The sequence below is a fragment of the Rhizobium oryziradicis genome (assembly GCF_001939045.1).
GTDB lineage: Bacteria > Pseudomonadota > Alphaproteobacteria > Rhizobiales > Rhizobiaceae > Allorhizobium > Allorhizobium oryziradicis.
Genome location: NZ_MKIM01000027.1, coordinates 104,200 through 119,394, shown reverse-complemented (window position 1 = coordinate 119,394; position 15,195 = coordinate 104,200). Strand labels below are relative to the sequence as shown.

The following is a 15,195-nucleotide window of genomic DNA, read 5'->3' as shown; positions in this document are numbered from 1 at the left end:
GATCTTCGATCAAGCCGAGAGCTTGGCCATCACTTCGTCAGACACTTCGAAGTTGGAATAGACGTTCTGTACGTCATCATCATCTTCCAGCGTATCAATCAGCTTCATCAGCGACTGCGCCTTTTCTTCATCCACCGGCACGGTATTTTGGGGCCGCCAGATGGCCTTGACGGATTCGGCTTCGCCCAGAACACCTTCCAGCGTCTTGGAGACTTCGTTCATATCTTCAAAGCCGCAAATGATGGTATGGCCGTCTTCATCAGACGTGACGTCTTCGGCACCGGCCTCAATGGCCGCTTCCATCACCTTATCGGCATCGCCAACAGAGGCTTTATAGGTGATTTCGCCAACCTTATCGAAGGAGAAGGACACCGAGCCGGTTTCGCCAAGTGCGCCGCCAGCCTTGGAAAAGGTGGAGCGAACGCTGGACGCTGTGCGGTTGCGGTTATCGGTCAAGGCTTCCACGATGACGGCAACGCCGCCTGGGCCGTAGCCTTCATAGCGGATTTCTTCGTAGTTCTCGCCGTCGGCAGCGGATGCCTTTTTGATCGCCCGTTCAATATTGTCCTTGGGCATGGACTGCGCCTTGGCATTTTGAACAGCAAGACGCAAACGTGCGTTCATGTTCACATCTGGCATGCCGGTTTTGGCAGCAACCGTGATTTCGCGTGCAAGCTTGGAGAACATCTTTGAGCGCACAGCATCCTGCTTGCCCTTGCGATGCATGATGTTTTTAAACTGTGAATGGCCAGCCATGGGACCCCTGCCGTCTTAAAATTTCGGATTTGGCGCTCTTATAAGCGTCGAAGGCCCATCGTTCAAGAGGGCCAAAGCCTCAACATGCCCACCATATGCCTGACGATGGAACAATCGCGTCTGCCTGTCGTTAGCTCACTGAGATCAAGACACGATAGAAAGGGACATATCATGGCCAATATTACCGAAGCCGTTGATGCACCAGCCAATCAGCTGTGGAAAGAAATTGACGCGGTTCATGCCGGCATGCTCGGCCTTGAGGGCTCGACCAAACATATGCAACCCATGGCTCCGTACAGTGATCCAACAACCAATACAGTCTGGTTTTTCACCAAAACCGATTCGGAACTCGCCATGAGCATCCGCCCCGGCAGCAGAGCGCATTTTTGCGTAATTGGTAAAAACCATGATTACCACGCCTGCCTCGGTGGCGTGATTGAGCTTCGCAAAGACCAAGCCAAGATTGACGAGCACTGGAGCTCAATTGTTGAAGCCTGGTATGAGGGCGGCAAGAATGACCCAACCCTGACCATGCTGGCCATGCATGTGGACGATGCCGAGATCTGGGCCTCAACCGGCAATCCGCTCAAATTTGGCTGGGAAATTGCCAAGGCCAATTTCGATGACAGCAAAATGCCCGATGTGGGCGTTCATCGTCATCTCAACTTTGCCTAAACCCGTTTTACCCCTCTGCGGCAGGCAAGACCTGCCGCACGGGAAAGGTTAGACCGCTTTGCCCTTGTGCCAGCGATAACGCAGGCTGATTAGCCATTTTGCCATGCCGCGCAGGCTGAGGAATGGCGGCGAATTATCGGTTGGATCGACGGCCTCCATCGAAACGCCCACCGATGCAATATGGCCATGCTCGTCGAGATCGCGCACAATCAGAATAATATGGCCAAGGCGCACGCGATCCGCATATTCCGCAACGCCCCCCAGCCTGGCATTCATATAGTCGCCCAGCGTTTTGGCCTTGTCGCTCTCGGAAAACAATCCCGGCCCATAGGCTGCATCCACCTCGGCCAAGGGGCGGGTTGGTGAGATGGTAAATGTGCCAAAAAACTCGCTGTCATCATCATGCACCGGAGCTTTACTGGCGAACAACCGGTCGAGAAGTCGCGAATAGCCGGGGGCAATGAACAGATAGAGCTGATCATTTTCACGCAGGCGGCCCGCATATTGATAACGCATGGATTTGCCATCGCGAATCACCAAGGATGGCATGGCCCAGCGCGGAATGCGCGCGCCACTCAGTACCGGGCTGTCAGCAACCACGCGATAGGACAGCAGCTCGTGATTGGCGGCACCCGGCAAATCAAGCTCCACCTTATCAATCGCACCGATTCGGGGCGGAATAATCAATCCAAGGCGTTTGGCCATGGGCTTAATGGTCCAGCCCTGCAACATCAGCGAAATCATCACCACGATAAACGCCGTGTTGAAATAGACTTCGCCGCCCTTCAACGAGCCAAGGATCGGCAAGATGCCCAGCAGAATGGAAACCGCCCCACGCAACCCAACCCAGGAAATAAACCGCTTTTCCTGCCTTGTATAATCAAAGGGTATCAGGCACAGCCACACCGCCATGGGACGGGCGATAAACACCAGAAACAGGCCCAGAAACACCGCTGGCAGCAAAATTTTGAGAAAATGCGATGGCGTTGCCAGCAGGCCAAGCACCAGAAACATGATGATCTGCGCAAGCCATGTCATGCCCTCTTGAAAGCGGGCGATGGCCGCTTTACCCGGCATATTTCGGTTGCCCGCATAAATCCCCGCAACATAGACCGCCAGAAAGCCACTGCCACCAATCACGCCAGTGTAAGAAAACACCACCATGGACAGGGCCAGCACAATGATGGGCAAAAGACCGCGATCAATGGGGATTTTTTTGACGATCAGCACAATCAATGCGCCACCAATCAGGCCCAGCGCCAGACCCATGCCCATCTGCTCAACAAACAGCCGCAGCACGTTCCAGTCGAGGCTGGTGTGATCTTTGCCCGCCGAGACCATTTCCACCAGCGCCATGGTGAGAAAGATGGCCATGGGATCATTGGTGCCGGATTCAACTTCCAGCGTTGAGCGCACTTTGTCGCGAATATTGACACCGCCGACGCGCAGCAGGAAAAACACAGCCGCTGCATCAGTTGAGGCCACAATCGAGCCGAGCAGCAAGCCTTCCAGCAGTCTCAAGTTCAATGCCCAACTGGCCATTAAACCGAAAACCACGGTTGTGAGCACAACGCCGAGCGTGGCCATAGTGATAGAGGGTGCTGCCGCCTGACGGAAGGATTGCAAAGAGGTGGTGTAGCCGGAATCAAACAGAATAACGGCCAAAGCCAAGGAGCCGATGGTGTAGGCAACCGAATTATTGTCGAAGTGAATGCCAAGGCCGTCCACGCCCGCCAAAAGGCCGATAACCAAAAACAGCAAAAGCAAAGGCGCGCCAAAACGAAAAGCAATCAGGCTGGAAAAAGCAGCAAATAAAATCAGCGCGGTTAAAACCAGCGTGACAATATAAAAATGTTCCAACCTCTTTACCCCCTACTCCGACCGCAGACCCACAGTCCTGCACTGTATCTGTCTATCCTCGACAGCGGCGTGCGCCTTCAACAGTGGAGAAAGCGTCACAGCTGTTTTATATCTACTGCATAAAAATGGCTCTAACACTCTTAAATTTCTGCATAAATTTCAAAAAAACATGCCACATATTCAAATTCAGCAAAATGCGCCAAGAGCTGTTCCACACACGACAATAGCGGGCCACGGCCCTCAGACCATGACAGTGCAGCGCCACCATAAACGCGACCGACTGAAGAATGCGGGCAGAATTGCCACGCTTCATAGTCAACAATAATCATGATCAGAGTAGGGCAAAACAAAAAAATGAAAAAGGCAGATCGGTTTCCCGATCTGCCTTCTGATAAAGCCGTACAGTGGCGAATTAGATCAGCTTGCCCATGGCAACAGCCGTATCGGCCATACGGTTGGAGAAACCCCATTCGTTGTCATACCAGGTCAGGATGCGAACGAAGTTGCCGTCCATAACCTTGGTCTGATCGCCCGAGAAGCTGGACGAATGGCTGTCATGGTTGAAGTCGATCGAAACCAATGGTTCTTCTGTATAGGCAAGAATGCCCTTCAATTCGCCTTCAGCCGCAGCCTTGACAGCGGCGTTGACTTCTTCAGCCGTGACATTGCGCGATGGCACGAACTTCAGGTCCACAACCGACACATTCGGGGTTGGAACGCGGATAGCAGAACCATCCAGCTTGCCCTTCAGTTCTGGCAGAACCAGACCAACAGCCTTGGCAGCGCCAGTGGAGGTTGGGATCATCGAGAGAGCAGCAGCACGGGCGCGATGCAGATCCTTGTGCATGGTGTCCAGCGTTGGCTGGTCGCCCGTGTAGGAGTGGATCGTGGTCATGTAGCCCTTTTCGATGCCGAATGTCTTTTGCAGGACATAGGCAACCGGAGCCAGGCAATTGGTGGTGCAGGAGGCGTTGGAAACAACCAGATCGTCCTTGGTCAGCGTGCCGTGGTTCACACCGTAAACGATGGTCTTGTCGGCACCGTCAGCCGGAGCCGACACCAGAACGCGCTTGGAACCGTTGGAAAGATGCAGCGATGCCTTTTCCTTGGAGGTGAAAATGCCGGTGCATTCCATCGCAATGTCAACGCCAGCCCATGGCAGATCCTTCGGATCGCGAACGGCTGTCACCTTGATGGGCTTGCCGCCATTGATCACAATGCTGTCGCCTTCAACGGCAACCGTTGCCGGGAACCGGCCGTGCACGCTGTCGTAACGCAGCAGATGCGCGTTGGTTTCCACAGGGCCAAGATCGTTGATGGCCACGACTTCAATGTCGGTCCGGCCAGATTCGATGATACCGCGCAGTACATTGCGACCGATACGACCAAAGCCGTTAATGGCTACTTTTACAGTCATTACAGTAACTCCCGCTTCTCAAATCGGCCCCGGATCACAATTTCGTCCGGGGCAATGGTTTTTATCAGGCTTGGGTTTTCTCAGGCCAGCTTGGCTTCAGCAGCGTCGACAATTGCCTCAACCGTAATGCCGAAGTGCTTGTACAGCTCCTTGTAAGGGCCAGAAGCACCGAAAGACGACATGCCGATAAAGGTGCCGTCTGAGCCAATGATCTGGTCCCAGCCCTGACGGATGGCAGCTTCAACGCCAATCTTGACGGACGCATTGCCAATCACAGCCGCGCGGTACTCTTCCGGCTGCTCAAAGAACAGCTCAAAGCATGGCACCGACACAACGCGAGCAGCAATGCCATTGGCGGCCAGCTCTTCACGCGCCTTGATCGCCAGTTCAACTTCAGAGCCGGTGGCGAAGATCGATACCTTGGCATCATCTGCACCCATAAGCTCATAAGCGCCCTTGGCCGAGAGGTTTTCCGCCGAATATTCGGTACGGGCTGCCATCAGGTTCTGACGGGTCAGCGCGATGCCAGATGGGCGATCCTGATGGGTCAGCGCGATCTGCCAGCATTCCGCCACTTCGGTGGCGTCAGCAGGACGGAACATCATCAGGTTGGGAATGGCGCGAAGTGCGGCCATCTGCTCCACCGGCTGGTGGGTTGGGCCATCTTCGCCCAGACCAATCGAATCATGGGTCAGAACGTGAATAACGCGAATGCCCATCAAGGAGGCCAGGCGGATCGACGGACGGCAATAATCCGAGAAGATCAAAAAGCCACCGGAGTAAGGGATCAGACCGCCATGCAGCGCAATGCCGTTCATGGCAGCGGCCATGCCGTGCTCGCGAATGCCCCAATGGATGTAACGGCCGGTAAAATCGTGCGGCGTGATGGAGGCCGTCTGGCTGGTCTTGGTGTTGTTGGAGCCGGTCAGGTCGGCAGAGCCGCCCAGCGTTTCCGCAACCACGCCGTTGATCACTTCCAGCGCATCCTCGGAGGATTTGCGGGTCGCCAGCACCGGCTTGGTGTCTGCCAGTTTCTTCTTGTAGGCGTCGATAGCCGCATCAAAACCTTCAGGCAGCTTGCCCTCAAACCGACGCAGGAATTCGCCCTTCTTTGGCGAGGCATCGAGAAGCTGTGTCCATTCGGCATGGGCACCTGCACCACGGCCACCGGCTTCGCGCCAGGCGTCGAGCACGTCAGACGGCACAACAAAGGCTTCTTCGGCCCAGCCAAGTGCCTTGCGGGTGGCGGCAATTTCATCGGCACCAAGCGGCGAGCCGTGAACCTTGTGGGTGCCAGCCTTGTTGGGCGAACCAAAACCGATCACGGTTTTGCAGGCAATCATGGTTGGCTTCTCAGACGTATGGGCGGCGGCAATGGCTGCGGCAACCGCTTCCTGATCATGGCCATCAACCGCCATGGTTTCCCAGCCGGAAGCGCGGAAACGGGCGTGCTGATCGGTGCTGTCGGCCAGCGAGATCGCGCCATCGATGGAAATGCCATTGTCGTCCCACAGCACAATCAGCTTGTTGAGCTTGAGATGGCCAGCCAGCGAAATCGCTTCCTGACTGATGCCTTCCATCAAGCAGCCATCGCCAACGATGACATAGGTGTGGTGGTTCATCAAAGTGGCACCAAAATCGGCCGCCAGCTTCTTTTCGGCAATCGCCATGCCAACCGCATTGGCAATGCCCTGACCCAGCGGGCCCGTTGTGGTTTCAATGCCTTCGATATGGCCATATTCCGGATGGCCAGCGGTTTTTGCGCCAATCTGGCGGAAATTCTTGATGTCGTCGATGGTGATGTCGTCATAGCCTGTCAAATACAACAGGGAATACAACAGCATCGAGCCGTGACCCGCCGAAAGCACAAACCGGTCGCGGTTGGCCCATTTGGGGGCTTTGGGATCAAATTTCAAAAAGCGCGTAAAGAGGACGGTGGCGACATCGGCCATGCCCATCGGCATGCCGGGATGACCAGAATTGGCCTTTTCAACCGCATCCATAGACAAAAAGCGGATCGCATTGGCCATCCGGTTGTGTTGTTCGGGAGAAATCATGAGTGTTCCGCCTGTTCCGGGTCTCGATGGACGCCGCCGTCCCGGCGAACGTCAGAAAGCGGCTGATCCTTATCAGGTGGGACAGGCAAGTCAATAAAATCGGTCAAATCTTGGCTGTATTGGTGACAATATTTCTGTTTCTGCCTTAAATTTGAACAGAGTCTAAGGTTGAAGCAAACCGTCTGAACACAAGACGCGGCTCCGTCCACAGCCACAATGCCCACAATCGCGGGCTTTTGTTGACGGCAGCCAAATCCGATGGCTAGTGTGCTGAACGAAGTTTGGGTTCCAAGGGGTCGATTCGGCTAGCCTTTTTTAATAAGCCGGGGCAATGACAATGGTGACAGACAGAACTGCAGTAGCGCTCAGTGCATTGCGTCAGGCCATTTCTGGTTTGGAAAATGCAATTGACATGCGCCTTGAAGCCCAACGCAGCAACAGCGAGGTTGAGCACGAGGTCAGACGTGTGCATGCTGATCGCGAGCGCCTGGCGCAGGAGCTTGATCAGTCGCAATTTCGGGCAAACAGGCTGGAAGAGGTCAACCGTGAGGTTTCCCGCCGCCTGGTGACAGCCATGGAAACCATCAGAGCGGTGCTGGATCGTTAAGTCCAGCAGCGCATCAGTTTGAGAGAAAACCGGATAGGCATGGCACAAGTCACGGTCAACATTGATGGAAAGCCCTATCGCATGGCCTGCGAAGAGGGACAGGAGGATCATCTGATTGATCTCGCCAACCAGTTCGACCGCTATGTGGGACATCTGAAAAGCCAGTTTGGTGAAATCGGCGATCTGCGGGTCACGGTTATGGCTGGTATTATGGTGATGGATGAACTGTCCGACATAAAACGCCGCCTCAGCGCTTTTGAAAATTCATCGGTCGGTGCCAACACCCGTGAAGAAGCCCTGTTGAAGGCGATTATGGAGCTGACCGAACAGCTCAATGGCGTGACCCGAAAGCTGATGGCCAAGCCCGCAACACCCGCCACCTGATGACTTCAAAAGCTCTGAAAAAGCACAAAACTCCAGCGCAAAAATAAACCGTCGAAGCCGCCTTGAAACCACTGGTACATCGCGGGGTTTAGGCCTATATATCAAGAGCGATCTGCGCCTCTCGACAGGATTACACAATCCCTGGGGCCATACCCGATCTTGAGGGAGCTGTCCCTGTCTTGACCCGTGGGTCAGGATACATGGCACCCACCTACTTTGTAGGCTCCCAGGATCGACAAAATCCATCGGTTGTGTGGATCGCACCTATTCATTCTTTTGATGAACCGTTGTTTTTCTTGTTGTTTGGCACAGCATGGGCAAAATAGCCTTTTAGTAGCCATCACATCACCGCTTTCTGAGCGGGTGCAAGAGAACGACCATGTATCAACCTCCCCATTTTCGCCAGATAGACACGGAAGATCTGTTCAGCTTTATCGCCCACCATCCGCTTGGATTGCTGATCTCGGCTGGCAGTGCTGGCCTGATTGCCAATCCCCTGCCCTTCATTGTGCGACGCAGCAAGAATGAGAATGGCACCGACTGTCTTTTGGCCCATATAGCGCGCGCCAACGCGCAATGGAAAGCCATTGATGCTGGCGATGAGGTGCTGGTGAGTTTCATGGGCAGCCACCATTACATCACGCCCAATTGGTACGCGACAAAGCAGGATACCGGAAAAGTCGTGCCCACCTGGAATTACCAGACCGTGCAGGTGCGCGGCAAAGCCACCATCCATCAGGACCCAGACTGGCTTTTGAAACAGCTGACAGCTTTGACAGACCAGCAAGAGGCCAGTGAACCGAGGCCTTGGGCGGTGCAGGACGCGCCCGAGAGTTTTGTTGCGGCCCAGATGCGCGGCATTGTCGGCATTGAGCTGGAAATCACCGCCATTGAGGGCAAACGTAAGGTGAGCCAGAACCGAACCGCTGCCGATTACAACGGCGTTATTGCCGGACTGGACGCGAAAGGCACCCAGACTGCCGCAGATATGGCCGCATTGGTGCGCAAAGCGACGGCTGATAAGCCGGATGTATAATCAACGAAGGCCCGGATGTTTCCATCCGGGCCTGCCGTTTTCATTGGTGTCGCGACCGGTTGCTGCATTATTCCTTAAAAAAGGCTATAGCACTGGTCTGGAGAGACGATCAAAATTCTTCCCAGTTGGCACTTGAGGCAGCGTTCGCTTGCGTGCTGGCCGGACTACCACCGCCAAAGGCGTTTGAGAGCTTGCCGATCATAGAGCGCGCTGGCGAGCTGATCGCTTTTGATGTTGGTTGCGCAGGTTTGATGCTGGCAGGCAAAGGACGGACAGCGGCAGGGGCTGCAGACCGGGCAGGCATGCGCCGAGGGCTTGGCGCGCTCGCCATTGTCGGTGCAGCATAGGCCTCACCCGGCACCTTGAACTGGCCCAGCAGACCCACGGCAGCACTGGCACTTTCGGCAAGCCGGTGCGTCACGGCAGTGGTTTCCTCAACCATCGCCGCATTCTTCTGCGTGAACTGGTCCATCTGGTTGACGGCTGTGTTGATTTCCTGCAGGCCCGTGGTCTGCTCACGCGAGGATGTGGCAATTTCAGCGATCAGACCGTTGATTTTAGAGACCTGATTGGAAATGGTGCCCAGCGCATCGCCGGTTTCGCGCACCAGCTTCACGCCGCCTGCCACTTCGTCGCCGGATTTTGTAATCAAGGCCTTGATGTCTTTTGCAGCATTGGCAGAGCGTTGAGCAAGCTCGCGCACTTCCTGCGCCACAACTGCAAAGCCCTTGCCCGCTTCGCCTGCGCGCGCCGCCTCAACACCGGCGTTCAGAGCCAGCAGATTGGTCTGGAAAGCGATTTCATCGATGACATTGATGATTTTGGAAATCTCATTTGAGGCCTGCTCAATCCGGCCCATGGCATCCACAGCCTTGGAGACAACCTCGGCAGACCCTTCGGTGCTGCTTTTTGCGCCTTCCGCCAGTTGTGATGCTTCCTGTGCCCGTTCGGCCGCACTGCGCACGGTGGTGGTGATCTGCTGCAAGGCGGCGGATGTTTCCTCAAGGGAGGCTGCCTGCTGCTCCGTGCGGCCTGCAAGTTCGCTTGCTGCACTGCGCATCTCATGACCATTGGCCTCAACCGCCATAACCTCCTGGCGCAAACCGCCAAAAGCCCGGCTGAGATTGGCAACAGAATTGTTGAAGTCGGCCTTCAATTGTTCCAGTTCCGGGGTAAACGCCTGCTCGATCCGCACCGTGAGATCACCTGTGCTGAGACGGTTCAACGCCTGCGCCAACGCATCGGCACACACGCGGCGACGCGCCGCTTCTGCATCCTTTTCTGCCTCGCGCTGGGCTGCTTCCTGTTCACTCAGCGAGCGGTTTTCCTCGGCCTCGCGCTCCAGCAACACCTTGCTTTGCGCATTGTTACGAAACACATCCAGAGCTTTCGCCATGGCACCGATTTCGTTTTTCAGATCCTGATGGGGAACATCGCTCTTGATATCGCCCCGCGCCATATTTTCAGCAGTCTGCGTCAGTGTCGCAATGGGTGCCATGATGCGCCGCGTGATCAGGATCATCAAAATCATCGACAAAGCCAGCGTAATGGCTGCCGTCAGACCAATGGCCCAGGCAAACTGATCGGCAATGCTGGCAATTTTCGCAACCCGAACACCGGCATAAAGAATACCAACCACCGTCCCGGTCGAAGAGAAAATCGGCTGGTAGACGGTGTAGTAGGGGGTGCCGAGAATAACGGCCTCACCACGATAGACCTCGCCACGCTGAATCACGGGCAAAACAGCGCCCTTGGGATCCAGCGGCGTGCCCACAGCCCGCTTGCCATCGGGCTTGATAATATTGGTGGTGCGGCGAATATAGCCGTTTGTCGCAGGGTCCAGCGTAAACAAGGTTGCGGTTTCGCCTGTCATGCGACCAATCGAGTCGATCATGTCATGAGAGGCAAAATCCGTCGGCAATTTATCTGCCGTTATCCGATCCACATCACCAGACGCTGTCCAGCTGACCTTAAGACCGGGCACATCACGCGCAAAAATCGTCGCGGCAACGCGCAAATTTGAATTCTGGCTATTGATGGCATCAGCCGTTATCTTATCTTCAATCAGTGATGAGCTTGTCCAGGCAACAGCACCAAGACAAAGGATCAAGATTAAACATGTGGCTGCGGTCAAGGTCCCCACAAGACCGAAGCGGGATAAGATCTTCATGACGAGTCCCCAAGAAGTTTATTAACAATCATCAATACGATATCGGCAGAGTCTTAATGGTCTGTTGTATTTTGCACTGCAACACACCAGAAAAGCGTTAAGCCCCCATAAAATACTAGGAAAAACCACATGAAAGCCGCAAAAGCCGCTCTTCGCGAGGCCAGTCTCGCGCGTCGAGACGCACTCACGGCCGAAATCCGACAGGCTTCTGCGCAGCAGGTGGCAGCCTATGGCAATGATGCGATTGCCTTTTCGCCGGGCACAATCATCGCTGGCTTCCTGCCCATCCGATCAGAAGTTGATCTTCAACCCCTCATGCAAGACCTCAGCACAAGGGGGGCACAACTGTGCTTGCCTGTGGTGCTGGATCGGCAAACCATTTGTTTTCGGCAATGGCAGCCCGGCACAAACCTTGTCAGCACCGGCTTTGGCACCCGTGGCCCAGGTCCGGACGCCGCCGTGGTTGATCCCGATATTCTGCTGGTTCCCCTGTCTGCCTTTGATGGCCAAGGCAATCGCATCGGTTACGGTGCGGGTCATTATGACCGCGCAATTGCCCGTTTGCACGAGAAAGGTTGCAATCCCACGCTGATCGGCATTGCATTTGACTGCCAGGAAGTGGCAGATGTGCCCCATGAACCCCATGACGTCGCTTTGCATGCCATTTTGACGGAAAGTGGATATAAAAACTTCAAGACCTGACTGGATGATGGAATGCGGCTGCTTTTTCTGGGTGATATGGTAGGCAAAACCGGCAGAACGACTGTCTGGGAAAAACTGCCCGGCCTGATCGCCGATCTGAAACTGGATTTCGTGATTGTAAACGGTGAAAATGCCGCGGGCGGCTTTGGCATCACCGAGGATATTTATCTCGAAACCATCAACGCCGGGGCCGACGTGGTCACCACCGGCAACCACGTTTGGGATCAAAAAGAAGCCGTCACCTTCTGCACCCGTCATGATCAATTCCTGCGGCCTGCCAATTATCCAGCCGGCACGCCGGGCAAAGGCTCCGGCCTGTTTTATGCCCGCAATGGCGCGCGCGTGCTGGTAGCCAACATCATGGGCCGGGTGTTCATGCATCCCGAACTGGACGACCCCTTCAAGTCGGCAGAATCCATTCTGGCCGCCTGCCCGCTGAAAGAGCAGGCCGACGCGATTATTTTCGATTTCCACGCCGAAGCCACCAGCGAAAAGCAGTGCTTTGGCCATTTTGTCGATGGCCGCGCCAGTTTCGTGGTGGGCACTCACACCCATGTGCCAACGGCGGATCATCAAATCCTCAACGGCGGCACCGCCTATATGTCTGACGCTGGCATGTGCGGCGATTATGACTCCTCGCTCGGTATGGAAAAGGAAGAGCCGCTGAACCGGTTTATTTCCAAAATGCCCAAAGGCCGGTTTGAAGCGGCCCATGGCCCGGCAACACTCTGCGGCGTGGGTGTGGAGATTTCCGACAGCACGGGCCTTGCCGAAAAGATTGCGCCTTTGCGCATTGGGCCACGGCTTGCAGAAACCATCCCGGATTTCTGGGCCTGACCCGCGCAAGCCTTGCCTCTGGCCCAGACCGGTGTAAGGTCCCCTCGTAAAACCGTATCTCTTTCCAAAACGGGAAACTGACCATGCCTGCTTTCAAAACACTTGACGACCTCACCGACATCGCAGGAAAGCGCGTGCTTTTGCGCGTAGACCTCAACGTTCCGGTTTCCGAGGGCAAAGTCACCGATGCCACCCGCATTGAGCGTGTCGCCCCCACCATCAAGGAGCTGTCGTCCAAGGGTGCCAAGGTTATTTTGCTCGCCCATTTTGGCCGCCCCAAGGGCGAGGTTGTCGCCGACATGTCCTTGAGCCAGATTGTCGCTGCTGTGGAAGAAGTTCTGGATCAGGCCGTTGCTTTCGCCAGCGATTGCATTGGCGAGCCAGCAGCCACCGCTGTTGCTGCCATGAACAATGGTGACATTTTGCTGTTGGAAAACACCCGTTTCCATAAGGGCGAAGAAAAGAACGACGCGGGCTTTACGAGCGAACTCGCCAAAAATGGCGATATCTACGTCAATGATGCCTTTTCTGCCGCCCACCGCGCCCATGCCTCCACCGAGGGTCTGGCCCACATTCTGCCCGCCTATGCTGGTCGCACCATGCAGGCCGAGCTTGAAGCCCTGCAAAAGGGCCTTGGCGCGCCAGCCCATCCGGTGGTGGCCATTGTTGGCGGCGCAAAAGTGTCGTCCAAGATCGATCTGTTGATGAACCTCGTCAACAAGGTTGATGCGCTGGTGATTGGCGGCGGCATGGCCAACACGTTTTTGGCAGCCCAGGGCATCGATGTCGGCAAATCGCTGTGCGAGCACGACCTGACGGAAACCGCAAAGCAGATCATGGCCAAGGCCGAAGCCTCGGGCTGCGCCATTGTGCTGCCGGTGGATGGCGTGGTTGCCCGCGAGTTCAAGGCCAATGCCGCCAATGAGACCGTCGATGTTTCAGCCATCCCTTCGGATGCCATGATGCTCGATGTTGGCCCCAAGTCGGTCGAAGTGGTCAATGAGTGGATTTCCAAGGCCGCAACGCTGGTTTGGAACGGCCCGTTTGGCGCGTTTGAAATTCCGCCCTTTGACGCAGCCACGGTTTCTGCCGCCAAGTTTGCGGCCAAATGCACCGAAGACGGCAAGCTGGTCTCGGTTGCCGGCGGTGGCGATACCGTCTCTGCTCTCAATCATGCAGGCGTGGCCGATGACTTCTCTTACGTCTCCACCGCAGGCGGTGCCTTTCTGGAATGGATGGAAGGCAAGGAATTGCCCGGCGTCACGGTTTTGACCAAGCAAGGCTGAAACCCAAACGGGTGAAAATAAACTGGACGCGACATGGAACAAAATGTCGCGTCTAATTTTTTTAAAAAAACTTTGAATTTTAAAACGATTGAAACGATTTCAATCGTTTCAATGACTTAAGCCCCCATTTCCCATGCCACAATCTTCTGTTACGCGATTAGCCATCATCACGTTTTCGGGAGAATGGATATGAGTGAGAGACTTGAAGACATCGCCATCCAGATGATGGCAGAGGGCAAGGGGCTGCTGGCAGCAGACGAATCCACATCCACAATCAAAAAGCGTTTTGACACAATCGGCCTGGAATCGACCGAGACCAGCCGTCGCGATTACCGCGAAATGCTGTTTCGCTCTGACGACGCAATGAAAAAATGCATCTCCGGCGTCATTCTCTATGAAGAAACGCTGTTTAAGAACGCCGCAGACGGCACGCCGTTCGTGGACATCATCAAGGCCGCAGGCGCAATTCCCGGCATCAAGGTTGATACCGGTGCCAAGCCTATGGCCGGTTTCCCCGGTGAAACGCTCACCGAAGGTCTGGATGGTCTGCGCGAACGTCTTGCCACCTATTATAAAGCCGGTGCGCGCTTTGCCAAATGGCGCGGCGTGATTGCCATTGCCGATGGCTTGCCCACTTGGGGTTCCATCAAGGCCAATTCTCAGGCACTCGCCTATTACGCAGCGCTTTGCCAGGAAGCGGGCATTGTGCCGATCGTTGAGCCAGAAGTGCTGATGGATGGTGCACCGGGCACCCATGATATTGCCAAATGCGCCGAAGTCACCGAATGGGTGTTGCGCACGGTCTTCAACGACCTCTATGACGCCCGCGTCAAGCTGGAAGGCATGATCCTCAAGCCCAACATGGTGATTGACGGCAAGAACGCCCGCAAGGCATCGGTTGAGCAGGTGGCCGAGCAAACCGTGAAGGTGCTGAAGGCCACTGTGCCCTCCTCCGTTCCCGGCATTGCCTTCTTGTCCGGCGGCCAGAGCACGGAAGAAGCCAGCGCGCATCTGTCTGCCATGAATGCCAACTATGACATGCCTTGGGCGCTCACCTATTCTTACGGCCGCGCTCTGCAAGACAGCGCTTTGAAGGCTTGGGGCGGTCGCTCAGAGAATGTTGCAGCCGGTCAGCGCGCCTTTGCGCATCGCGCCGAAATGAACAGCCTTGCTGCCAAGGGATCGTGGAAGAAAGATCTCGAAAAGGCCGCTTGATATCAGGGCTTTTGAGGTTCTCTCAGGACGAGTTTCGGGACAGTCGAATTCGGCTTCCCGAGGGGTTACTTTAAGCCTTTGTGCGTCACCTGGATTGCCACAGGAAGTGTATCACATCAAAACGCCGCTCTTTCACGGGAGCGGCGTTTTGAGTTTGTGCGGAGAGAAAGCAACAAAGCCTAAGAGCATCGTG

At 55.4% G+C, this 15,195-nt stretch carries 13 protein-coding genes and 1 other RNA gene; 9 read left to right on the top strand and 5 right to left on the bottom strand.

Translation table 11 applies throughout. The features are described from left to right. Positions 1-9: 9 nt before the first annotated feature. Positions 10-756, bottom strand: coding sequence for a YebC/PmpR family DNA-binding transcriptional regulator (locus tag BJF95_RS11540; RefSeq protein WP_075639614.1), 747 nt, complete (start codon positions 754-756; stop codon positions 10-12). Positions 757-927: 171 nt separating this feature from the next. Between BJF95_RS11540 and BJF95_RS11535 the strand changes: the two genes are divergently transcribed. After that, positions 928-1,431 carry a pyridoxamine 5'-phosphate oxidase family protein gene (locus BJF95_RS11535; protein ID WP_075639613.1) on the top strand — a complete coding sequence of 168 codons (504 nt, stop codon included), beginning with the start codon at positions 928-930 and terminating at the stop codon, positions 1,429-1,431. Positions 1,432-1,479: 48 nt separating this feature from the next. Here BJF95_RS11535 and BJF95_RS11530 read toward each other — a convergent pair whose 3' ends face one another. The 3 genes from BJF95_RS11530 to tkt all read right to left on the bottom strand — a co-directional run bounded on the left by BJF95_RS11530 (position 1,480) and on the right by tkt (position 6,765). After that, positions 1,480-3,291, bottom strand: coding sequence for a potassium/proton antiporter (locus tag BJF95_RS11530; RefSeq protein WP_075639612.1), 1,812 nt, complete (start codon positions 3,289-3,291; stop codon positions 1,480-1,482). Between the two features lie 412 nt (positions 3,292-3,703). Continuing rightward, positions 3,704-4,708 carry a type I glyceraldehyde-3-phosphate dehydrogenase gene (gene gap, locus BJF95_RS11520; protein WP_075639610.1) on the bottom strand — a complete coding sequence of 335 codons (1,005 nt, stop codon included), beginning with the start codon at positions 4,706-4,708 and terminating at the stop codon, positions 3,704-3,706. 80 nt (positions 4,709-4,788) lie between these two features. After that, positions 4,789-6,765, bottom strand: coding sequence for a transketolase (tkt, locus tag BJF95_RS11515; protein ID WP_075639609.1), 1,977 nt, complete (start codon positions 6,763-6,765; stop codon positions 4,789-4,791). Positions 6,766-7,102: 337 nt separating this feature from the next. On the opposite strand from tkt, the gene BJF95_RS11510 reads away from it, so the two are divergent. The 4 genes from BJF95_RS11510 to BJF95_RS11495 all read left to right on the top strand — a co-directional run bounded on the left by BJF95_RS11510 (position 7,103) and on the right by BJF95_RS11495 (position 8,792). Further along, positions 7,103-7,372 carry a DUF4164 domain-containing protein gene (locus tag BJF95_RS11510; RefSeq protein WP_075639608.1) on the top strand — a complete coding sequence of 90 codons (270 nt, stop codon included), beginning with the start codon at positions 7,103-7,105 and terminating at the stop codon, positions 7,370-7,372. A gap of 39 nt (positions 7,373-7,411) precedes the next feature. Next, positions 7,412-7,756, top strand: coding sequence for a cell division protein ZapA (locus BJF95_RS11505; RefSeq protein WP_075639607.1), 345 nt, complete (start codon positions 7,412-7,414; stop codon positions 7,754-7,756). A gap of 106 nt (positions 7,757-7,862) precedes the next feature. Beyond that, positions 7,863-8,020, top strand: a non-coding RNA gene (gene ssrS, locus BJF95_RS11500) — 6S RNA. Between the two features lie 115 nt (positions 8,021-8,135). Continuing rightward, the gene (locus BJF95_RS11495) at positions 8,136-8,792 is read left to right on the top strand and encodes an FMN-binding negative transcriptional regulator (protein ID WP_075639606.1); all 657 of its coding nucleotides are present in this window, start codon (positions 8,136-8,138) and stop codon (positions 8,790-8,792) included. A gap of 109 nt (positions 8,793-8,901) precedes the next feature. Here BJF95_RS11495 and BJF95_RS11490 read toward each other — a convergent pair whose 3' ends face one another. After that, complete coding sequence (locus BJF95_RS11490) at positions 8,902-10,962, bottom strand: methyl-accepting chemotaxis protein (RefSeq protein WP_075639605.1); 2,061 nt, start codon at positions 10,960-10,962, stop codon at positions 8,902-8,904. Between the two features lie 129 nt (positions 10,963-11,091). Between BJF95_RS11490 and BJF95_RS24060 the strand changes: the two genes are divergently transcribed. The 4 genes from BJF95_RS24060 to BJF95_RS11475 all read left to right on the top strand — a co-directional run bounded on the left by BJF95_RS24060 (position 11,092) and on the right by BJF95_RS11475 (position 15,002). Beyond that, positions 11,092-11,664, top strand: a complete 573-nt coding sequence (locus tag BJF95_RS24060) for a 5-formyltetrahydrofolate cyclo-ligase (RefSeq protein WP_175577244.1) — start codon at positions 11,092-11,094, stop codon at positions 11,662-11,664. A gap of 12 nt (positions 11,665-11,676) precedes the next feature. Beyond that, a complete protein-coding gene (locus tag BJF95_RS24055) occupies positions 11,677-12,501 on the top strand; it encodes a TIGR00282 family metallophosphoesterase (protein ID WP_175577243.1) in 825 nt (274 codons plus the stop codon). A gap of 83 nt (positions 12,502-12,584) precedes the next feature. After that, positions 12,585-13,787: a phosphoglycerate kinase gene (locus BJF95_RS11480; protein WP_075639604.1), complete on the top strand. Its 1,203-nt coding sequence runs from the start codon at positions 12,585-12,587 to the stop codon at positions 13,785-13,787. Between the two features lie 189 nt (positions 13,788-13,976). After that, positions 13,977-15,002 carry a class I fructose-bisphosphate aldolase gene (locus tag BJF95_RS11475; protein ID WP_075639603.1) on the top strand — a complete coding sequence of 342 codons (1,026 nt, stop codon included), beginning with the start codon at positions 13,977-13,979 and terminating at the stop codon, positions 15,000-15,002. Positions 15,003-15,195 lie beyond the last annotated feature (193 nt).